Raw genomic sequence first — 21,182 nt, 5'->3', positions numbered from 1 at the left:
TTAAAAGCCTTCAAAAACGCCTAGTCCAAATAATGCAAAATCGTATTTTACCGGGTCAAGTGGATCCATTTTTCGAAGATTTAAATCGAGTTCTGCCAGTGCTTTACCATCGTTTTGCTTTCGCGAAAGCAATTCTAGTTTGCGGGCCACGTTTCCGGAATGTACATCAAGCGGACAAGAAAGTTTTGCAGGTGAAATATTTTTCCAGATTCCTAAATCTACGCCTTTGGTATCTTGGCGAACCATCCATCTTAGGTACATATTAATACGTTTGGCTGCCGAATTGTTTAAGGGATCTGAAATGTGTTTTTGAGTTCTTTGTAAATGATCGATTTCAAAGAATGCTTTTTTAAATTCGTGAATACTTTTTTGCAAACTATCTTTTTCCTGATTTTTAGAGAAGATAGCTTCCAATCCACCATGATTTTTATAAATGTGTTGCAATCCTTTTATAAAGCTGCCAAAGTCTTTTCCATTAAAGGTACGATGTACAAAATTCTCTAATCTTGCTATATCTTCATCGTTGTGGCTCATAATAAAATCGTAGGGCGTGTTTCCCATTAATTCCATCATTTGGTGTGAGTTTTTAATAATCATTTTGCGATTTCCCCAAGCTATTGTAGCGCTCAGGAAACCAGCAATCTCAATGTCTTCTTTTTGAGAAAATAAATGCGGAATTTGTACCGGATCACTTTCTATAAAATCCTGATTGTTATATTGAATGACTTTTTCGTCAAGGAAATCTTTAAGCTCAGTTTGATTCATTTGATATGTTTTTGGCATAAAAGCCATCTTTTAAATTAGTTGTTCGCATTTGAGGTTTTACTTTGTAATAAGTCTCAAAATAGTTAATTTGTTCTCGATTAACACAAGGTATTGCGCCATCTCCGGTTCCCCAGAAAAAAGAATTATCTACAGGAGAATTGTATTGTAAATTACCATTTATGATAGGTGTATAATTTGTATCAAATTTGGAGTTTTTATACGGGAAAACGATGTTGTTTATAGAGAAAGTGCTATTGCTCGTTAAAAAAGTATTTGTTGTAAAAGCTTTTAAATTAATTGGGATGATTACAATAAATGCGAGAATTAATAATGTGATATAAAGGGAAAGAATAATTCTTTTTTGATTATTAAGAATCAGACTAGCTATTAAAAATAAAAATAGCAATATAAAATTCATGAAGAATCTATATTGTGGTGAAGATGATAATAGTACTATTATTTGAAAAATAAATATTCCGTATAAAACCCAAAATGCTTTTTTATTGAAAAATTTATAAATAAAAAAAGGTGTTATAATAACTAGCAATACAATAAGTTTATTGAAAAATCCGTGTAAAGCAGGTCTTGAAATCCATGTTTTAAAGATTTCGAATAGGCTCATATTATCAAATTCATTCTGTGTAATCGAAAATGCTGCCCGCTTAGTTTCGTCATAATAAAAATGAGCCATTGAGGCCGGAATTTGAAAATCAAAATGAAATATATTCGATGTTATGGGGAATATTGGATAACCGCTAATGATGGTGTTTTTTATCAAAAAAAGGAATAAAACCAGTAATCCGATACTTATAGGCTTTATTGTTTTTGGCATTAAGAATTTATGATGTTTTACAAATAATAGCAGCACAATCAAAATAAGTGCAATCGCAGTTGTTTTAATATATATTGCAAAAAGAATAAGAATTGAGATTGTGTTAAACGTTTCAATATTCAGATTCTTATAGCTGTTCAAGAAGTTGAAAAAGATAATTAATGATAAGATATAAATAGGTAAATCGGGCGATGGAGAACTAATAAAAGAAAAGAAAAAAAGATTTGCCAAGGGTAATAATCCGATAATGAGGTAATTTTTTTCTTTGTTTTTAAAATAGGAATTGAGGTGTAAAATGGCATAAATATTCCCTAAAAGAAGGCAAAAACCACTTAAATCATTGAACTTATCATACAAGAATGAAAAATTAAAAGCACTTTGGGTAATATGCCAGCCACTTGTTTGGGCGAGAAAAAGATGTAAATTGGCAATACCTTTTACAAAGCCATATTCATTAATCCATTTTATGGTCTGGATATAATATGACTCATTATCTATTATATAAGGAGTTGATGCACATTGCGCTAGAATTAAAAGTGCAATAATGGCTAATGTTGTTTTTAAGAATTTTTCTAAAGATTGTAATTCCTTGAAAAAAGAGATATAAATAACTTTAATTTCATTTTTTAATCTCAGGAATATTCCAATGTTTAGTATTAAAAGAAAAATATGGAATTCAATATTTATTCTTCCAAAAATGGCCCAAATACTCGCAAGAATAGTTGTTGTAAAAAGACCTAGAATAGAGAGAATTACAAAGTTTGAATTCTTTAATCGCAGAATTTTATCAGTTCCTAAACCAAGATTTATGGTTATGAAAAGAATATAAATCCAGCTTAAAAGAATTAAAATCATTTTAGGATATTATTTGCCCATCAACCATTACTATTTTTCTGTCGGCCATATTGGCAAGTTCTTCGTTGTGGGTTACGATAACAAAAGTTTGCCCGAATTCGTCGCGTAACTGGAAAAATAATTGATGTAAATTCTCTGCAGAATGGGTATCTAAATTTCCAGATGGTTCATCGGCAAAAATTACGTCTGGTTTGTTTATTAATGCTCTTGCAACTGCAACGCGCTGTTGTTCTCCTCCCGAAAGTTCATTGGGTTTGTGATTTATACGATGCGATAACCCTAAATATTCTAATAATTTTTTGGCTTCTGCTTCTGTTTCTGAAGGTTTTTTGCCAGCAATATATGCAGGAATACAAACATTCTCTAAAGCTGTAAATTCAGGTAATAGTTGGTGAAACTGAAAAATAAATCCTAAGTTTAGATTTCTAAATTTAGATAATGTTTTATCACTTAATTTTAGAATATTTTCATTGTTTATGGTCAAAGATGTAGTACTATCAATAGCAGGCTTATCCAGTGTACCTAAGATTTGTAGCAAAGTGGTTTTTCCAGCACCAGAAGCGCCAACTATAGAAACAATTTCTCCTTTTTTAATATGCAGATCGACTCCTTTTAAAACCTCAAGTTGATCGTAGAATTTATGTATATTTTTTGCCTGTATCATTTAGAAACTGTTTTTACAAAGAAACAAAGATTCTACCGATATAAAAATGTGTTGTAACAGAATTTTAGGAACAATTTTTTGCAAAAAATAAATTGAGAAAAGAGAAAATAAAATTCTGAAAATTGAAATGTATAAAATTATCTCTTTTTGATGAAGGAGATTTTAGGAATGGAATTTGATAAAAGGATACGGAATGAATGAGTTAACTTAGAGGAAATAAATTGACTAAGACTTTAAAATGAATTATATTTGAGTAACTCAAATTTTAATAGATATTAAAATGGAAGAAAAAATGCTTGTAAAAGACGAGAAAACGAAGAAACTTTTATTGGGATTGCTTTTTGATGGTATCGGAATGTTATCCTTTACGATTCCCTTTTTAGGGGAGTTTAGTGATGTTGTTTGGGCACCGCTTGCAGGTTTCTTAATGACTTATATGTATAAAGGACGAGTTGGAAAAGTGGCAGGGATTCTAACTTTTGTCGAAGAGATACTTCCGTTTACGGATATTATTCCATCGTTTACCTTAACATGGTTTTATACTTATTTTATCCAAAAGAAGGATAGGAGTATTGATAAAGATATTATTCTTTAAATAAAAAACCTAGCCCCATACTTTTAAGCATTTTTTTCTCGAAGTTCCAGAAAAAACGATATTGACCAAAGATGGTTCCAATTGCGACAAGTAATACTTGATAGATAGGAAAAATGATTATTAAGCGGATAAGTGTAAACCAAAATCCGAAATCTTCTTTTGTAATTCCTAACCAAACACAAAACGGTTTCGATAACCAAGCCGAAGCAGAACCGGTTATAGCAAATACAATAAATATGATTGTGAGTTGAAAATTAGAAGTAATCCCCCAACGTTGTTTTAATTTATTCATTTTTATTTATAATGATTACAAATATAGTAACATTATCTTGAAGGGACATATCCTGCTAGCTTTTGTTTATAAGTATTTTGAAAATAAATCATGTAGTTGTAAATTAGGTAATTTACTTCATATCCGTAATTAATAGTTGGGTTGTAATCAATTCTCATTTCGTATAAATTTGGATTATATCGTTGTGGTTGTGAAACACGATTATTCCATTCGCTTACATATAAGTTATTTTTAGTTTCAAGGTATGATTGAGAATAATAATTTCTAGGTAATGCCATCGAAGCTAGCCATGTACTAAAACCATTGTCTATAATAATTACTTCATATTCAAGTTCTTCATTTGCAATACGAACAGTGTCATTTACTGTAGTTACTGGTTTTTTGTCGACTGCAACACTGGTTTTTGGAGTAGAACACGCAACGATAAGGAGTAGAATAAGAAATATGTAGATACTATTTTTCATGATCTAAAAATTGAAATATAAATTTACGAAAAAATCAGCGAAGCTTTTTTTATTTAACAGTTTTTGAAGAGAGGTACAAAGGTTTCTAGCTGCAAAGGTTTGAAGGGATAAAGGTTTCTTGCAGGAATGATAACATTTTAGGTTCAAAGGTTTTCTGTAGAGACGCACCGCAGTGCGTCTAAAAGCTTCACAAACACATAGGTTTTTGTAATAGGCACACAGCAGTGCATCTTTGTTAGGGATAAAGATTTCGAGAAACATCACAAAAAAAAGCCATTTACATAATGTAAACAGCTTTTGATTATTTTTTAAACTTAGAATCTCTGAACCTTTGCGACTTTGTGCCTTAAAAGAAACCTATTTCCCGAATAGTTTGCCTAATAAACCTCCAATGCCACCACTTTTATTTCCTAATGTCATTGCATCGCTAATATCAACTTTTCCGTCACCATTTTGGTCTAGTCCAAATTGAGTTCCGTATTTAGAAATCGCATCCATAATCCCCGAGGCTTGTCCGCCATTACCAGAAATAGCACTGATAATATCCGAAATTTGAAAGCTGCTATCGTTCGAGTCTTTCGCTTTTCCTACAAGAGATCCTAAGATTTGTGGAATCATACTGCTAGCAACACCGCTAGATGCTTCACTACTTAATCCAAATTTTTCTCCAAGATTTCCAGTCAACTGTTGTGTTATTTGTTGTACAACAGGATTGGAACTGTCAATAGGTGATTTTCCACTAAATAAACTGGCTAGTTGTTCTCCACCACCTTCTGAAGCAATTTTTTGCAATCCTGAAAATATAGAATTACTTGTTTCGCTTATTACAGCTTCATTTTGTTCATTAGGAACAGCGGGATTGTTTACGACAGCACTGCCGCTGTATTGTTGCACTAATTGGGTTAATTGTTCAAACATGACTAAAAGAGTTTAGATTAGAACTCAAAATTACTAAAAAAAAGAAAGGGATTTATTAAACGATGTTAATAAATCCCTTTCAAGTTATTTAATTATAATTAGTTAGCTCAATAATGTAATGATTTGTTGTGCTAATTCTGTACCAATTCTATCTTGAGCTTCTCCAGTTGCAGCACCAATATGTGGAGTTAATGAAATTTTAGTGTGCATTAAAATAGCCATTTCTGGTTTTGGTTCGCTTTCAAAAACGTCTAAACCTGCAAATGATACTTTTCCGCTATCCAATGCTTTTACAAGAGCAACTTCATCGATAACACCACCACGAGCGCAGTTTACGATACCTACACCATCTTTCATTATTTCCAATTCTTTCTCCCCGATGATGTAACCATCTTGAGCAGGAACGTGTAAAGTAATGAAATCTGCTTCTTTAAATAAAGATTCTAATGATTGAGAAACGATAGTTGTAGTTATCGATTGTCCGTCAAAGAATTCTACTTTAATGTCTACTTTAGGGATAAAACTATCTGCAGCGATAACTTTCATACCTAAACCTAAAGCCATTTTTGCAGTAGCTTGACCAATACGACCAATACCAACAATACCAAGAGTTTTTCCTCTTAACTCAGTACCATTTGCGTAAGCTTTTTTCAAACCGTCAAAGTTTGTATCACCTTCAAGAGGCATATTTCTGTTAGAATCGTGTAAAAAACGAACTCCATTAAATAAGTGTCCAAAAACTAATTCAGCCACAGATTCAGATGACGAAGCTGGTGTATTAATTACATGAATTCCTTTGCTTTTTGCATATTCAACATCGATATTGTCCATACCAACACCACCACGACCAATAATTTTTAATCCTGGGCAAGCATCGATAATATCTTTGCGTATTTTGGTTGCACTACGCACCAAAACTACATCTACATTATTTTCGTTTACAAAATTAGCAACTTGTTCCTGTGCTACTTTTGTAGTTATAACTTCAAATCCCCCTTTTTCTAAAGCTAGAATTCCACTTTTAGAAATTCCGTCATTGGCTAATACTTTCATTTTGTGTTTATGTCTTTGCGAGGAACGAAGCAATCTCATCCTCAATATTAATTTTTTCTTTTTTTGTTTAGGAGCTAATCCCGCTATCCGTTTTAATCTTTTTTGTTTTTAAAGAAAAAACAAAAAAGGATTTCCACTTCTATCGGGGCTAGGATCTTGATATTCAATTCCTGTTTTTGGCAAACTGAAAACTGCTACTAAAAACTAAACTTTGCTCTCCAAAGCTTTCATTACATCTACCAATACCTGAACGCTTTCTATAGGCATTGCATTGTATATAGAGGCTCTGTAACCACCCACAGAACGGTGACCTGGTAAACCAGAGATGTTAGCTTCTTTCCACATAGCATCAAATGTTGCTGCGTGATCCGGATTGTTTAATAAGAAAGTTACATTCATGTTCGAACGATCTTCAAGAACTGCTGCACCTTTAAATAAAGGGTTTCTATCAATTTCTGTATAAAGCAAAGCTGCCTTAGCGTCATTTAATTTCTCAACAGCTGCAACGCCACCTTTGCTTTTAATCCATTGTAATGTTAATAATGAAACATAAACAGCAAAAACAGGTGGAGTATTATACATACTTTCCGCTTTAATATGTTTAGCATAATCTAACATACTAGGAATTGTTCTTCCGTTTTTCTCTAAGATATCTTCTTTGATTACTACCAAAGTAGTTCCTGCAGGACCCATATTTTTTTGGGCTCCAGCATAAATTAAATCAAATTTAGAGAAATCTAAATCGCGAGAAAAAATATCAGAACTCATATCGCAAACCACTGGAATATTGGTTGCTGGGAATTCTTTCATTTGAGTTCCAAAAATAGTATTGTTACTAGTACAGTGAAAATAATCAGCATCACTTGGTATTTCGTATCCTTTTGGAATATGGTTATAATTTTGTTCTTTTGAAGAAGCTACAGTAACAGTTTCTCCAAAAAGCTTTGCTTCTTTTATAGCTGCAGTTGCCCAAGTTCCTGAATCTAAATAAGCTGCTTTTCCGTTTTCTTTCATCAAGTTATAAGGAGCCATTAAGAATGCAGTACTTGCACCACCTTGTAAAAATAAGGCTTGATATCCTTTTCCTTGAAGTCCCAATAACTCTAAAGCAAGTGAACGAGCTTCTTCCATAACAGCAACGAAATCTTTACTTCGGTGCGAAATTTCCAGAATAGATAGTCCTGAATCATTAAAATTTAAAATAGCTTTTGATGCTTTCTCAAAAACTTCTTGAGGTAAGATACTTGGTCCTGCGCTGTAGTTGTGTTTTTTCATGGTGTAGTTAAATTCCAATATTTTTTAAAAACGCAAATTTCGGGAATAGGACCCGAAAAATCGTTAAATTATTCGCAATAATTATAAGATTTTAACTTATGTTATTAACAAAAACGATATAGTATCCACATTGTCTGCATAATCCCACAACTCTGGAGACTGTGTTTTTCCAAAAGGGATACTGTTTTCTAGGAGGTTATCGCTCACAATACATTGTATTTGCTCACTTTCTGCTTGTAATCGTTGTTTTAAATCTTCTATGTTTTCATAAGTTTCATAAAAAACACTCGAAATAGGAGAGGCGTGGCTTATATCTTCCTTTAGAGTAAGGAAACCATTGTCCAATAATTTAAAATTACTCATCAGGAAAACTGCTTTATTGTAATCATAATTGTTGGCATATTTCTCATAATGAATAACATCCTGATATTCGAAAATAGCTTCAAAAAACGCATCAAATTTATATCCTTCAGGAACAAAAAGTTTAGATACATTTCGGCACCCTAAACCAAAATATCTAAATATATCTTCGCCCAAAGCTACAAGTTGTTCTTTGGTTTCTTTTCCGTTTAAAACAGCAACAGAGTTTCTGCTTTTTCGAATAATAGAAGGTTTGTCTTTAAAATAATATTCAAAGTAACGTGCTGTATTGTTGCTTCCTGTAGCGATTACAGCATCAAAATTTTCGAGTTTACCTTCTACGAAAGTAATATTATTAGCAAAATCAGGATTGATAGCAATAAGATATTTGGCTAAAAAAGGAAGTAAATGTTGATCGTTGGATGATGTTTTTACCAAAACATTGTGACCTGTAATTAAAACACATAAAAAGTCATGAAACCCAACAAGCGGAATATTTCCGGCTAATATTAGGGCTACATTTTTATTTTTATGAGCAGAGTCAAATGAATAAGCCAAAAGCCATTTGTTTATGTTTTCCTCAGTTAAGGCTTTGGCCCAAGACTGGATAGCAAAAAAAACTTGTTCTGGAGTGTACCAACCATTATGTGATTGAGACAAGTGAATTAGTTTTATGAAATCGTCAAAAAACAAGTCATTACTTAAAACATTATTGTTTTTTTTACAATCATTTTCCGAAAATTGACTCAAAAACTTGCCGAGTTCTATGAAAGATTGTTTTTTTTCGTTTTGTAACATAAGTAATTTGTATATGAATAGTTTTGATTGTAATTTTGCACAAAAATAAGCTATATTAAGTTATAAGACAAAGCAGAATAAAATCTTCGATACTATTATTTCTGAACTTGTAACTTTTAACTCGTAACCAAAAATAAAATGGCAATAATTATAACCGACGAATGTATCAATTGTGGGGCTTGTGAACCAGAATGCCCAAACACAGCAATCTATGAAGGTGCTGATGATTGGAGATACAAAGATGGAACGAAATTAACAGGAAAAGTAATTTTACCAGACGGAACAGAAGTTGATGCTGAAGATGCTCAAACTCCTATTTCTGACGAGGTTTACTACATTGTTCCAGGGAAATGTACTGAGTGTAAAGGTTTTCATGATGAGCCACAATGTGCTGCTGTATGTCCTGTGGATTGTTGTGTGCCAGATGATAATCATGTAGAAGATGAAGAAACATTGTTAAATAGACAAGCGTTTTTACATAACGAATAAATATAAAAATCTTTTTAGATTAAACAAAAAAATCCTGAGTTTAACGCTCAGGATTTTTTTTTACAACTAAAGTTTTTTCGTACTGTATTGGTTTGTAATGTTTTATTTGTAGTTTTATAGGTGTTAATTTGATTTTATTGAATGCCTATGAAGAGAATTATGCTTTTATTTATTGTATTTTTTAATGGAAATGTTTTTGCTCAAAGCACCGAATATTCTATAATCGTAAAAGATATAGAAACACAGTTACCAATAGAAGGAGCAATGGTAGTTGTAATGAAAACCAAGCAAGTTTTATTGAGTAATGAAGAGGGTAAGGTAACTTTTATGTTAACTGGAGCATCTAATATTCAGGTTTCAGAGGAGAATCATGAGAACTTAACGCTTCGCTGGGCAGCTTTAAAAGAGGATCAATTTGTAGTTTATTTAAAAGATAAGGATAATAAATTGGCGGAGATTGTTGTCTCTAATGAGTCTCCGCAGAAAGTACTTAAAAAAATTGTTTCTAATTCGGTAGAAAAACTAACAACGCCTTATCGATTGAAAGTGTATGTAAGAGAGTATTTTATGCTTGATGATAAATATTCTTATTATAATGATGGACTTGTGCATTTTCAGTTTTCAGGAAATAATAAAAAAGCAACAACAACATTGTTAGTAGAACAAAATAGATCTTATGGTTTATTAGAAACAGATGTAAGTACTTATTTAAGAGGATATAATCTGAATGATATCATGGAGAATTATTCTAATTTAAATTATTTTAAGCCTGTTTTAGATTCAAAATCGAAAAAAGAATATGATTTTATTATAAAAGGATATCCTAATAATAAAAACTATTATGTAATGAATATAACTCCGCTGAATAAATCCAAGAAAGAGGTAGAACGTTTTGAAGTTATTTATGATCATGAAAAAAAGGTAATTATCGAATTTACCTGTGTTTTTACTCCTGGAAATTCTAATAAAATAGATGAAAAGCCGACTGCAGGTTCTAAGAATATTACAAGGTCATTTGTAACGGTACAGTACAGGATGGATGGGTCGGATTATTATTTATTGAGTTCGAATGAAGAAATAGCTTTTGATCTTGTGTTGAAAGATAAGGTCAAAAAGATTCAAGTCCGAAATAGTTTTATAACGACCAATTTCAATAAACAAAAATTTACTTATAATGAAAGCGATGTTTTTAAAGAAAAGACACTCTTTAATAAAAAGAATAAAATTCTAACCAATTACTGGAATGTTTCCGGGTTTGCTGCAACCGACAAAGAAAAAGCAATAATAAACTCTTTGGAATTTAAGTAATAGTTTAGGTATTTCATAAAAAAAAATCCTGAGTGTAAGCTCAGGATTTTTGTTGTAATATGTTTTAGGTTAAAATGTAAATCCAAGTCTGGCGTAGTAATATGCTCCGCTGAAACCCATTTGTACAGCATCCCAATATCCACCAGCTTCGGTGTTTCCTTGCTCATCTTGTTTAGTTGGATATCTGTTGAATAAGTTATTACTACCAACGCTTAATTTTAGTTGTTTTGTAAGTTGGTATCCAAGAGTTAAGTCGGTTACGACTCTTGCATAATATACGTCATCTTCATCTCCGTAATCTACTAAAACGACTTTACTGAAATGTGTAAATGCTAAACCAGCATCAAATTTATGTCTGGCATAATTTAAGTTTAAACCAAATTTATTTTTAGGTGCCGAAGCTAATAAAAATGCTCTTTCGCGTCTTCCAAAAAAAGTTTCTTCGGGTAAATTACCGTTTTTTATGTTGTCAATTTTCATATCATTGATATTACCTACCAGAGTTGCACTAAATTGTGATTCTCCAAATTTTTTCTTCCATGCAAGAACTATATCCAATCCTGTGGTTTTGGTATCAACACCGTTTACGAAAAATTGAGCTTCGGCAACGCCAATATTTAAAGCCGTGGCATCAAAATAACCTGTAAGTACAATACGGTTTTTTACTTTTATAAAATACCCGTCAACAGTAGCTGTAAAATCTCCAAAATTTGCGGTGAATCCTAAAGAGGCATTTATCGCTTTTTCTTCATTTAGTTTCTGGATGCCAAAAGCACGAGTAATAGGACTGTTGTTTGGGGCAAGCAATACTTCGGTTGCGCCACCTGCATTAAAGTTTGTAAAATGTAAATTATAATAGATTTGTGCCAATGAAGGTGCGCGGAATCCGGTACTTATAGATCCTCTAAAATTAATATTTTTAGTAGCTTTTAGTCGCATGGCCAATTTTCCGTTAAGAGTACTGCCAAAGTCACTGTAGTTTTCAAAACGAACGGCTCCACTTACTAAGAAGGCATCGGTAACATCCAGTTCCGCATCTGTATATAAAGATACGTTAGTACGACCTCTATCAACCGTATTAAGAGGGCTGTATCCAGGAAAACCCTGAGAACCTCCTGGTCTGGTAAGGGTAACCGGATTGTCTTTAGAAATTGGTAAGGTTGGGTCGTAATCTGGATTTGGAATAGTTGGAGCATTTTGATTTGCTGGATCTCTTATCGGAATTCCGTTTGTATCGTAAGTTGCATAAGAACCTTCATCTCCAGCAAAAATGGTAAAATTTTCAGTGCGATATTCAGCTCCAAAAGCTAAATTTAATCCGCTAAGAACTGAATCATAATTTTTAGAAAAATCAAAATTAGTAGTGTTTTGAGTTAAGGTATGTCCGCCTGCATCAAACTCTGTTGGAGAAGCAGCTTCAAGAGATGCGTTTATGGTTCCTTTTATGTAGTAGTGAAAAAGGTTTTTTCCATATGTATTACTAATATCAATTTTCCAGCCGCTTGCAGTCTCAGTTCTAAATCCTGCTGATAATGAATTGTCAATGATGGTTGAAGTAATTCTTGGAGTATATCCGCCTGGATAAATAGATTCTACAACTCTTGGACCATCATTACGTGTAAATGCATAAGCATCGGTATCTCTGTAATTTCTTCCTCCAAAGGCGTAGAACTCCGTTTTATCAGAGATAGGAACCGCCATGTTTGCAAAAAAATTAAAACTTTGAATTTCAGCATCTCCAAATCCTTTTCGGAAATCGTATGCAGGACGTAGGGTTTTATTCTTGCTGATGTATTCTGTAGTGAAATTGGCAAAACCACCTTTCTCACCAACAGCAACACCATAATTAGCGCCTACTTTTACCGAACCACCATCAAATGCTTGGTTTTTTCCGTATGAATTTCCATTTCCGTTTTGGTCTAGTCGATAATCCTTAGTGTTTGGAGTTCCGGGAAGGAAATCGCCTTGCGCTTTAGTATTGTAAACACCATAAGTAATGGCTCCGTTTAATTCATTTATATTATCGTTTAGTACAATATTAATTACTCCGGCAATGGCATCAGATCCATATTGAGCCGCTGCACCATCTCTTAATATCTCAATTCTTTTTATCGCCGAAGCTGGAATTGCATTCAAATCCGTACCTGTATTTCCACGTCCGCGAGTTCCAAATAAGTTAACAAGAGAAGATTGATGCCTTCTTTTTCCGTTTATTAAAACCAGTGTTTGATCCGGACCTAAACCTCTTAAAGAAGCAGGGTCAACGTGATCGGCTCCGTCAGATCCAGATTGTTTATTGGCATTAAAGGAAGGAGCAATATATTGTAGTAATTGATTGATTTCCAGTTTTCCACTTTGTGTAGTAACATCTTTAATGTTAATAATATCAATTGGTACTGCCGAATTTACAACCGTTCTTTTGCTATTTCTGGAGCCAACAATTACAACATCTTTAAGTATCTGTCCTCCATCTTCGTCCATTGTAACATTCATGGTGCCATTTATAGCATTTTTTTCGGTATTTGAGTACCCTACATAACTAAAAACTAAGACGGCGCCATCTTTAACTTTAATAATATAACCTCCTTGAATATCGGTAGATACCCCATTTGTAGTTCCTTTTTCTATAATATTTACCCCGGGAAGCGCTGCTCCATTGTGATCTTTCACGACACCGCTGATTTGTTTTTGGGCAAAAAGAAACGTGACATTTAGTATAAATACTAATACTGTGATTTTTTTCATAATTAATTGTGTTTGGTTTTGTGTTTGGTTAGATGTTCAGATAAAAGTAATGTTTTTTAACAAAAAATTAATAAAATGTTTATTTTTTTTTAAGACGTTACTTAAAAGTGTATTAATACACAGTTTTTGTTCGGCAACGAAGTATTAAATCTTATATTTGCAAACTTTTAAAAGCGAGAACATAAATTTCAGCAGAATTGAATAGCTGAAAATAAAAATAAATAGAAACTACATATGAAAGCAGGAATTGTAGGATTGCCAAATGTTGGAAAATCAACATTATTTAATTGTTTATCAAATGCAAAAGCGCAAAGTGCTAACTTTCCTTTTTGTACAATTGAGCCAAATATTGGTGTTGTAAACGTACCAGATCCAAGAATTGAAAAATTAGAAGAATTGGTAAAACCAGAACGCGTTCAAATGGCTACTGTGGATATCGTAGATATTGCAGGTTTGGTAAAAGGAGCAAGTAAAGGTGAGGGACTAGGGAATCAATTTTTAGGAAACATCAGAGAGTGTAATGCGATTATTCACGTTTTACGTTGTTTTGATAATGATAATATTGTTCACGTAGATGGGAATGTAAACCCAATTCGTGACAAAGAAACAATTGACATTGAGCTGCAATTGAAAGATTTAGAAACTGTTGAAAAACGTTTGGAAAAAGTAAATCGTGCAGCTAAAACTGGAAATAAAGAAGCGCAGACTGAAAAAGCACTTTTAGACAGAATCAGAGAGTCATTGTTACAAGCTAAATCGGCTCGTACGATCACGCCTCAAGGTAATGATGAAGAAATTTTAATGGAATCTTTTCAGCTAATTACTGCAAAACCAGTATTATATGTTTGTAATGTTGATGAGGATTCAGCAGTAAATGGAAATAAATACGTAGATCAGGTTCGTGAGTTAGTAAAAGACGAAGATGCCGAAGTTATTATCCTTTCTGTAGGGGCAGAGGCAGATATTACCGAATTAGAAAGCTACGAAGAGCGTCAGGTTTTTCTAGAAGATATGGGCTTGCAAGAGCCAGGAGCATCAGTTTTAATTCGTGCTGCTTATAAATTATTGAAACAACAAACCTATTTCACGGCAGGAGTAAAAGAAGTTCGTGCCTGGACAATTAATATCGGAGCTACTGCACCACAAGCTGCAGGAGTTATCCATACCGATTTCGAAAAAGGATTCATCCGTGCCGAAGTAATTTCATACGAAGATTTTGTGCATTACGGTTCAGAGGCTAAAGCCAAAGAAGCTGGAAAATTCAAAGTAGAAGGAAAAGAATATATAGTAAAAGATGGAGATGTAATGCACTTCCGTTTTAACGTATAGTTTTTTTTAGAAAATAGAGTAAAGAATAAAGAGAATAGACTAAAACTGCTGAAGAAATTCAGCAGTTTTTTTATGTTTAAAATTAAATGGAATTATTTTACCATTAAGAAATTAAGTTTCATTAAGATTAAGTGTGAAAAGCTGGGAAGTAGTAAAAATTAAGAATAAATTGTAGTTGGTTTTAAAAAGAAAAATTCAATGCTATTTCTTTTCATTAGGTCAATCGCAAACTTGTCTTTCTGAGGAACGAAGAATCTCCACGAGTAGCTCAACAATTTAAGAATGCTTTATGTTAGTTTCTTATGGAGATTGCTTCGCTAGTTCGCTATTGCTTGTGTCTTCGTTCTTCAGAAAGACAATATTGTTGTTTTTTATTATCTGTGTTATTACTGTTTAGTAATTTGTAGGAGCTGAAACTTAATAAAACTTAATGTCTTAATGGTTTTAAATTTTATTTTCCTAGTACCTGTTTCCAGCTTTTCGTTTCAAGATTTTTCGGTAAAACCTTTTTTGTAATACTATAAAAAGAGCTTCCGCTGGTCGCTTTTTTACAGTAACAAAAAAATGGTTTTCCTCTCAAAATGCTTTCCACTGCAATCTGGGGTAAGTATGGTTAAAGTATAATATTTACTGGAAATATAGGAATATTCTTTTTTTATAATTGCTTATATTTGAGAGAACTATTAATCAGTATATTTTGGAAAAGCACAATATAGTATCTAAATCGTGGTATTTGTTAAAAACGACAGTCTTAGAGTTTAACGATGATAATGCGATAAAGTTAAGTGCTGCATTGGCTTATTATACCATTTTTGCACTACCACCTTTGTTAATTATAATTATTACGATTTGTGGGTTTTTCTTTGGTGAAGATGCTGTAGCGGGAGAGCTTTACGGGCAAATAAATGGATTGGTGGGAGATAGTGCCGCGATACAAATTCAGGAGACAATAAAAAACGTACAGCTTTCGGGAAGTAATGTTTTTGCAACTGTTTTTGGAGGCGGAATGTTATTAATTGGAGCATCAGGAGTTTTTGCTGAAATCCAGAGTTCTATTAATTTTATTTGGGGATTGCGGGCTAAGCCAAATAAAGGGTTTAAGAAATTCATTCAGAATAGATTAATGTCGTTTTCTATGATTGTTTCGGTAGGGTTTTTAATGCTTGTGAGTCTTTTTGTGAGTACTATACTGGATTTAATGAGTACACGCTTAAAATTATATTTCCCAGAGAGTACCGTTTATTTATTTAATATAATAAATCTGCTCATTGTTTTGGTTAGTATCACCTTGCTTTTTGCAATTATATTTAAAGCATTACCCGATGGAATAATAAAATGGAAAGACGCTTTTATTGGAGCATCTTGTACAGCGGTACTTTTTATGATAGGGAAATTTGCAATAGGATTTTATTTGGGAAGTTCTGCAACAGCATCGGTTTATGGTGCTGCAGGTTCGGTGATAATAATTCTGGTTTGGGTATATTATTCGGCAATTATTCTGTATTTTGGAGCTGAATTTACAAAGGTATATGCGAAGTCATACGGAGGTAAAATTTATCCAAATGAATATTCGGTAGAAATAAAAAAAAGAAATCTTAGAAATAGAGTAAATCTTTAAAACTAAAATTATGAAAATTATAGCTTTTGCAGGAAGTAATAGTCAGCATTCTATCAATAAAAAATTAGCAACGTATGCTGCAAATCAATTTAATAATGCCGAGGTTGAAGTGTTGGATCTAAATGATTTTGCAATGCCATTATTTAGTGTTGATGTCGAAAAAGAAATAGGGCAGCATCCAAAAGCAAAAGCGTTTTTGGAAAAAATTTCAAGTGCCGATATTTTAGTAATTTCGTTAGCCGAAAATAATGGAAATTACTCATCGGCTTTCAAGAATGTTTTTGATTGGTGTTCCCGAATCCAGAAAGAAATTTTTCAGCATAAACCTATGCTGCTTATGGCAACTTCACCGGGAGCCAGAGGAGGAGGTTTTGTTTTGGAAATTGCCAAAAATGCTTTTCCACGTTATGGAGGAGAAATTAAAGCAAGTTTTTCATTGCCGAGTTTTAATGTTAATTTTGATGTAGAGGAAAATAAAATATCAAATACGGAGTTAGATAAAGAATTAAAAGACATTATTAAGTCTAGTTTTTAATCGATGACAATAAAAAAGATTGCCTTTATATTTTTTTTCCTGAATTATATTTTTTTGTATTCAACGTATTCACAAAAATACAATGCGATTGATAATATTGTACAGAAATACCCAAAACATTTTAGTTCTACAGAAGATTTAGCGACGAGAATTCAAAGAGATTTTACTTCAGAATATGATAGAGCAAGAGCTATTTATAGTTGGATTGCTTTAAATATAAAATATGATTATAAAGCTTATTTAAATCCGCAGAAACCAGTACAATTTAGCTATAGAAATGAAGCCGAAAAGCAAAAACAAATAGAGTTAATAAAGGAAAAAACATGGCAAAAGGCATTTGATTCTCAAAAAGCAGTTTGTGAAGGTTTTACGCTTTTATACCAACGTTTAGCTTCTTTGGTAGATTTGAAATCTGAAGTAATTCGAGGCGATTCTAAGCAATTATTGACAGATATCGGTCGGGAAAAATTATTGTCTAATCATGCATGGAATACTGTTCAGGTTGACGGAAAATGGATTTTGGTTGACGTAACCTGGGGGCAAGGATATTATGATAGTAATAAAAAAGTGATGGTGAATTATTTTAATTCAGTTTACTTCGATACAGATCCAAAATACTTTTTTGACAAGCATTTTCCTGATTCAGGAATGTATTTGGAACGTAAATTAAATCAAGAAGACTTTTTAAATGGACCTTTAATTTCTGATAAAGCAATTGAAGAAGATCTCGAAATTTTAAGACCTGATTCAGGAATAATTAAAGCTAATGATGGTGATAAAATAACTTTCAAAATAAAAAATATTTCAAAATCTGATACATTTTTTTATTTAAAAATGGGTCAGCCAGCAAAAGTGGAAAATCCAAAAGAAGTTAGAGGAACTTTGGAATTCCAGATTACTTATGATAAAAAAATAGGATCGTTTATTACTTTTTTTCTCTATCAGAATAGCATTGCTTCTTTTAAAATAATTTCAAAATAGAGATAATTAAAGATGTTTGTTTAAACAGCTTTCTTTTTTTGTTGAATTGCCGTATATTAGCAATCAAGGTTTTTAAAAACAATAAAATAACTTAGTATGGTGACAATTTCTTTGAAATCTATTTTAGATAATGATTTCTATAAATTTACGATGCAACATGCCGTAATTAAGTTATTTCCTAAGGCAAAAGTTCGGTATAAATTTATAAACAGAGGAAAGCACATTTTTCCTCCTGGCTTTGCTATTTTATTACGTCATTCGGTAGAGGCAATGACAAAGCTGCAATTAACTCCAGAAGAAAAAATATACTTAAAAAAACATTGTCCTTACTTGGATCCAACTTATTTGGATTTTTTGCAAGGATATACTTTTGATCCTTCTGAGGTCGAGATAGAACAAGTTGGTTCGGATTTGGATATTACCATCGAAGGGTTTTGGTATCGCACTATTTTATGGGAAGTTCCTTTAATGGCCTTAATTTCGGAGCTTTTTTATGCATCTCAGGATTTAGAAAGAATAGATGATAAAGCAATTCAGGATATTACCCAAAACAAGATAGAAAGTTATAACGCATTGGGAGCTTCGGTTTTAGAATTTGGTACAAGGCGACGTCATTCATACAAAGTACACACTTTGGTCAATGAAACATTAGCGCTTTTTGGTCAGGAAAGTTTTCTTGGTACAAGTAATGTTCATTTGGCAATGCTTAACGGTAAACGACCTTTGGGAACCCATGCACATGAGTGGTTTATGTTTCATGCAGCCCAATACGGGTTTAAAGTAGCTAATACAGTAGGTCTTGAGAACTGGACTCTGGTTTATGGAGGTGATCTGGGTATTGCTTTAACAGATACTTACACTACAGACGTGTTTTTTGAGCAATTTGATAAAAAATATTCCAAACTTTTTGATGGAGTTCGTCATGATAGCGGAGATCCTATTGAATTTGCTAAAAAAACAATCGCACATTATACAAAATTAGGAATTGATCCTAAATCGAAAATTATAGTTTTCTCCGATTCTTTAAATTTAGAAAAGGTAAAAGTTATTGTAGATTTTTGTAAAGATAAGATTAAAATGTCGTTTGGGATTGGTACAAACTTTACCAATGATGTAGGCTTGCCAGCTATGAATATGGTTATAAAATTAACCGAAACAAAGCCCGATTTCACTCATTGGGAAGGTGTAGTAAAACTTTCGGACGAGAAAAATAAAAATACGGGAACTCCCGAAATGATTGCTTTGGCTAAGCAAGTTTTAGGAATCAAGTCTTAATTTTTTGTCTAAAAAGCAGTTTTTTTATAATTTTAATGAGTTTCTGTTTTTAATTTAAATAATTGCATTTAAAAGATGCTTTTATTGATAACTTTCAAAAGATTGACTTTCATTTTTTACGTAGATATAGTACATTAGCAAAAAATCCAAAATTCATTTATGCTAGAGCAAAATCAATATAACGAAGATAATATTCGATCACTCGACTGGAAAGAACATATTCGTATGCGTCCCGGAATGTATATCGGAAAATTAGGAGATGGATCTTCACCAGATGATGGTATTTATATTCTTTTAAAAGAGGTTTTAGATAACTGTATCGATGAGTTTGTTATGGGTGCAGGGAAAACTATTGAAGTGACTATCAGGGATAAAACCGTTTCGGTTCGTGATTACGGTCGTGGAATTCCTCTTGGAAAAGTTGTCGATGTAGTTTCCAAAATGAATACCGGAGGAAAATATGACTCCAAAGCTTTCCAGAAATCAGTAGGTTTAAATGGAGTAGGAACCAAGGCTGTAAATGCACTTTCTAATTATTTTCGTGTAGAATCTGTTCGTGATGAAAAGCAAAAAGCTGCTGAATTTTCAGCAGGAAATTTGGTTCTTGAAGAAGATATCGTTGATACTACAAAACGAAAAGGAACAAAAGTTACTTTTATTCCAGATGAAGCTATTTTTAAAAATTATAAATTCCGATTGGAATATGTAATTAAAATGGTTAAAAACTATTGTTACCTAAACAATGGTTTAACGATTATATTCAACGGTGAAAAATATATTTCGGAAAATGGTCTTAGAGATTTATTAGAAGAAACAATTAGTGCTGAGGATTTAGAATATCCAATTATCCATTTAAAAGATACCGATATTGAGATTGCCTTAACCCACAGTAAAACACAATATAGCGAAGAGTATCACTCTTTTGTAAACGGACAAAATACGACACAAGGAGGAACGCACTTGGCGGCTTATAGAGAAGCAATTGTAAAAACTATTCGTGAGTTTTACAACAAAAGTTTTGAAGCATCAGATGTTCGTAAATCGATTGTAAGTGCGATTAGTATCAAGGTAATGGAACCTGTATTTGAATCTCAGACCAAAACCAAATTAGGTTCTATGGATATGGGGTCTGATGATGGAACACCACCAGTATCTGTTCGTACTTTTGTAAATGATTTTGTAAAGAATAAATTAGATAATTATTTACATAAAAATCCAACAACTGCAGAAGCCTTATTGCGTAAAATTTTGCAAGCAGAACGCGAACGTAAAGAATTATCGGGAATCCGAAAACTGGCAACAGATCGTGCTAAAAAAGCCAATCTGCATAATAAAAAATTAAGAGATTGCCGTGCGCATCTTCCAGATACAAAGAATCCTAGAAACTTAGAAAGTACACTTTTTATTACCGAGGGAGATTCGGCTTCGGGATCTATTACCAAATCACGTGACGTAAATACACAAGCAGTTTTTAGTTTGCGTGGTAAGCCTTTGAATTCATACGGAATGACCAAAAAAATTGTGTATGAAAACGAAGAGTTCAATTTACTACAAGCAGCTTTAGATATTGAAGACGGATTAGAAAAATTACGATATAATAATATTGTAATCGCAACCGATGCCGATGTCGATGGTATGCACATTCGCTTGTTGTTGATTACTTTTTTCTTGCAATTTTTCCCAGAATTAATAAAAGAAGGGCATTTATATATCTTGCAAACACCACTTTTTAGGGTTCGAAACAAGAAAGAAACGATTTATTGTTATTCTGAAGATGAACGAAAAGCTGCTATCGAAAAATTAAAACCAAAGCCTGAAATTACGCGATTTAAAGGTTTGGGAGAGATTTCGCCAGATGAGTTCAAGAATTTCATTGGAGAAACGATTCGACTTGATCCTATTATGATGGATAAAAACACATCGATAGAACAATTGCTATCTTTCTATATGGGGAAAAACACACCAGACAGACAAGAGTTTATTATCAAGAACTTAAAGGTTGAACTAGATGCGATAGAGGAGGAAGTTTAG

The 21,182-nt window shown here is 32.7% G+C and carries 19 protein-coding genes; 9 read left to right on the top strand and 10 right to left on the bottom strand.

Annotated elements, in window-relative coordinates; translation table 11 throughout:
* From OIU83_RS04860 to OIU83_RS04850, 3 genes are read right to left on the bottom strand one after another with little or no spacing between them, the layout of a single operon-like run.
* On the bottom strand, nt 1–765 hold the full coding sequence (locus OIU83_RS04860; RefSeq protein WP_035625023.1) for a TIGR02757 family protein: 765 nt from the start codon (nt 763–765) through the stop codon (nt 1–3).
* Nucleotides 752–2,452, bottom strand: a complete 1,701-nt coding sequence (locus tag OIU83_RS04855) for an LIC_10190 family membrane protein (protein ID WP_264205142.1) — start codon at nt 2,450–2,452, stop codon at nt 752–754. The genes OIU83_RS04860 and OIU83_RS04855 overlap by 14 nt, the downstream gene beginning before the upstream one ends.
* Nucleotide 2,453: 1 nt before the next feature.
* A complete protein-coding gene (locus OIU83_RS04850; protein WP_264205141.1) occupies nt 2,454–3,116 on the bottom strand; it encodes an ABC transporter ATP-binding protein in 663 nt (220 codons plus the stop codon).
* 280 nt (nt 3,117–3,396) lie between these two features.
* Here OIU83_RS04850 and OIU83_RS04845 point away from each other — a divergent pair, with 280 nt between their 5' ends.
* Entirely contained in the window at nt 3,397–3,711 is a 315-nt protein-coding gene (locus OIU83_RS04845) for a hypothetical protein (RefSeq protein WP_264205140.1), read from the top strand.
* On the opposite strand, the gene OIU83_RS04840 is transcribed toward OIU83_RS04845, so the two are convergent.
* The 6 genes from OIU83_RS04840 to OIU83_RS04815 all read right to left on the bottom strand — a co-directional run bounded on the left by OIU83_RS04840 (nt 3,701) and on the right by OIU83_RS04815 (nt 8,871).
* On the bottom strand, nt 3,701–4,003 hold the full coding sequence (locus OIU83_RS04840) for a DUF6787 family protein (RefSeq protein WP_264205139.1): 303 nt from the start codon (nt 4,001–4,003) through the stop codon (nt 3,701–3,703). The two genes, OIU83_RS04845 and OIU83_RS04840, sit on opposite strands and share 11 nt — an antisense overlap.
* 32 nt (nt 4,004–4,035) lie before the next feature.
* Nucleotides 4,036–4,467, bottom strand: coding sequence for a DUF6146 family protein (locus tag OIU83_RS04835; RefSeq protein ID WP_264205138.1), 432 nt, complete (start codon nt 4,465–4,467; stop codon nt 4,036–4,038).
* Nucleotides 4,468–4,824: 357 nt separating this feature from the next.
* A complete protein-coding gene (locus tag OIU83_RS04830; RefSeq protein ID WP_264205137.1) occupies nt 4,825–5,385 on the bottom strand; it encodes a hypothetical protein in 561 nt (186 codons plus the stop codon).
* Nucleotides 5,386–5,487: 102 nt separating this feature from the next.
* Nucleotides 5,488–6,438 (bottom strand): D-2-hydroxyacid dehydrogenase, encoded by a 951-nt coding sequence (locus OIU83_RS04825; RefSeq protein ID WP_264205136.1) that lies wholly within the window; start codon nt 6,436–6,438, stop codon nt 5,488–5,490.
* Between the two features lie 204 nt (nt 6,439–6,642).
* Nucleotides 6,643–7,713, bottom strand: coding sequence for a 3-phosphoserine/phosphohydroxythreonine transaminase (gene serC / locus OIU83_RS04820; protein ID WP_264205135.1), 1,071 nt, complete (start codon nt 7,711–7,713; stop codon nt 6,643–6,645).
* A 96-nt stretch (nt 7,714–7,809) separates the two neighbouring features.
* On the bottom strand, nt 7,810–8,871 hold the full coding sequence (locus tag OIU83_RS04815; RefSeq protein ID WP_264205134.1) for an acyl-CoA reductase: 1,062 nt from the start codon (nt 8,869–8,871) through the stop codon (nt 7,810–7,812).
* A 138-nt stretch (nt 8,872–9,009) separates the two neighbouring features.
* Between OIU83_RS04815 and OIU83_RS04810 the strand changes: the two genes are divergently transcribed.
* Entirely contained in the window at nt 9,010–9,360 is a 351-nt protein-coding gene (locus tag OIU83_RS04810) for a 4Fe-4S dicluster domain-containing protein (RefSeq protein WP_264205133.1), read from the top strand.
* A gap of 147 nt (nt 9,361–9,507) precedes the next feature.
* On the top strand, nt 9,508–10,668 hold the full coding sequence (locus OIU83_RS04805; RefSeq protein WP_264205132.1) for a hypothetical protein: 1,161 nt from the start codon (nt 9,508–9,510) through the stop codon (nt 10,666–10,668).
* A gap of 69 nt (nt 10,669–10,737) precedes the next feature.
* Here the strand turns inward: OIU83_RS04805 and OIU83_RS04800 are convergent, their stop codons facing one another.
* On the bottom strand, nt 10,738–13,413 hold the full coding sequence (locus OIU83_RS04800) for a TonB-dependent receptor (RefSeq protein ID WP_264205131.1): 2,676 nt from the start codon (nt 13,411–13,413) through the stop codon (nt 10,738–10,740).
* Between the two features lie 234 nt (nt 13,414–13,647).
* Here OIU83_RS04800 and ychF point away from each other — a divergent pair, with 234 nt between their 5' ends.
* From ychF to OIU83_RS04770, 6 genes are all read left to right on the top strand, one after another.
* Nucleotides 13,648–14,742, top strand: coding sequence for a redox-regulated ATPase YchF (gene ychF / locus OIU83_RS04795; protein WP_264205130.1), 1,095 nt, complete (start codon nt 13,648–13,650; stop codon nt 14,740–14,742).
* Between the two features lie 697 nt (nt 14,743–15,439).
* Complete coding sequence (locus tag OIU83_RS04790; RefSeq protein ID WP_264205129.1) at nt 15,440–16,360, top strand: YihY/virulence factor BrkB family protein; 921 nt, start codon at nt 15,440–15,442, stop codon at nt 16,358–16,360.
* 10 nt (nt 16,361–16,370) lie between these two features.
* The gene (locus tag OIU83_RS04785; protein ID WP_264205128.1) at nt 16,371–16,895 is read left to right on the top strand and encodes an NADPH-dependent FMN reductase; all 525 of its coding nucleotides are present in this window, start codon (nt 16,371–16,373) and stop codon (nt 16,893–16,895) included.
* A gap of 54 nt (nt 16,896–16,949) precedes the next feature.
* Nucleotides 16,950–17,876 carry a transglutaminase domain-containing protein gene (locus tag OIU83_RS04780; RefSeq protein ID WP_264205127.1) on the top strand — a complete coding sequence of 309 codons (927 nt, stop codon included), beginning with the start codon at nt 16,950–16,952 and terminating at the stop codon, nt 17,874–17,876.
* A gap of 96 nt (nt 17,877–17,972) precedes the next feature.
* Nucleotides 17,973–19,151, top strand: a complete 1,179-nt coding sequence (gene pncB / locus OIU83_RS04775; RefSeq protein WP_264205126.1) for a nicotinate phosphoribosyltransferase — start codon at nt 17,973–17,975, stop codon at nt 19,149–19,151.
* A 159-nt stretch (nt 19,152–19,310) separates the two neighbouring features.
* Entirely contained in the window at nt 19,311–21,182 is a 1,872-nt protein-coding gene (locus tag OIU83_RS04770; RefSeq protein ID WP_264205125.1) for a DNA topoisomerase IV subunit B, read from the top strand.

It is taken from the genome of Flavobacterium shii, assembly GCF_025847235.1.
In the GTDB taxonomy this organism is placed as follows: Bacteria; Bacteroidota; Bacteroidia; order Flavobacteriales; family Flavobacteriaceae; genus Flavobacterium; species Flavobacterium shii.
This window is presented reverse-complemented; position numbering and strand designations above follow the sequence as displayed.

What these genes read in the sequence shown, in the direction of transcription:
- OIU83_RS04805 (WP_264205132.1), top strand. Translation starts at nt 9,508, where the DNA reads ATGAAGAGAATTATGCTTTTATTTATTGTATTTTTTAATGGAAATGTT.
- ychF (WP_264205130.1), top strand. Translation starts at nt 13,648, where the DNA reads ATGAAAGCAGGAATTGTAGGATTGCCAAATGTTGGAAAATCAACATTA.
- OIU83_RS04850 (WP_264205141.1), bottom strand. Translation starts at nt 3,116, where the DNA reads ATGATACAGGCAAAAAATATACATAAATTCTACGATCAACTTGAGGTT.
- OIU83_RS04770 (WP_264205125.1), top strand. Translation starts at nt 19,311, where the DNA reads ATGCTAGAGCAAAATCAATATAACGAAGATAATATTCGATCACTCGAC.
- OIU83_RS04835 (WP_264205138.1), bottom strand. Translation starts at nt 4,467, where the DNA reads ATGAAAAATAGTATCTACATATTTCTTATTCTACTCCTTATCGTTGCG.
- OIU83_RS04785 (WP_264205128.1), top strand. Translation starts at nt 16,371, where the DNA reads ATGAAAATTATAGCTTTTGCAGGAAGTAATAGTCAGCATTCTATCAAT.
- OIU83_RS04800 (WP_264205131.1), bottom strand. Translation starts at nt 13,413, where the DNA reads ATGAAAAAAATCACAGTATTAGTATTTATACTAAATGTCACGTTTCTT.
- OIU83_RS04815 (WP_264205134.1), bottom strand. Translation starts at nt 8,871, where the DNA reads ATGTTACAAAACGAAAAAAAACAATCTTTCATAGAACTCGGCAAGTTT.
- OIU83_RS04855 (WP_264205142.1), bottom strand. Translation starts at nt 2,452, where the DNA reads ATGATTTTAATTCTTTTAAGCTGGATTTATATTCTTTTCATAACCATA.
- OIU83_RS04810 (WP_264205133.1), top strand. Translation starts at nt 9,010, where the DNA reads ATGGCAATAATTATAACCGACGAATGTATCAATTGTGGGGCTTGTGAA.
- OIU83_RS04860 (WP_035625023.1), bottom strand. Translation starts at nt 765, where the DNA reads ATGAATCAAACTGAGCTTAAAGATTTCCTTGACGAAAAAGTCATTCAA.
- serC (WP_264205135.1), bottom strand. Translation starts at nt 7,713, where the DNA reads ATGAAAAAACACAACTACAGCGCAGGACCAAGTATCTTACCTCAAGAA.
- pncB (WP_264205126.1), top strand. Translation starts at nt 17,973, where the DNA reads ATGGTGACAATTTCTTTGAAATCTATTTTAGATAATGATTTCTATAAA.
- OIU83_RS04830 (WP_264205137.1), bottom strand. Translation starts at nt 5,385, where the DNA reads ATGTTTGAACAATTAACCCAATTAGTGCAACAATACAGCGGCAGTGCT.
- OIU83_RS04825 (WP_264205136.1), bottom strand. Translation starts at nt 6,438, where the DNA reads ATGAAAGTATTAGCCAATGACGGAATTTCTAAAAGTGGAATTCTAGCT.
- OIU83_RS04845 (WP_264205140.1), top strand. Translation starts at nt 3,397, where the DNA reads ATGGAAGAAAAAATGCTTGTAAAAGACGAGAAAACGAAGAAACTTTTA.
- OIU83_RS04840 (WP_264205139.1), bottom strand. Translation starts at nt 4,003, where the DNA reads ATGAATAAATTAAAACAACGTTGGGGGATTACTTCTAATTTTCAACTC.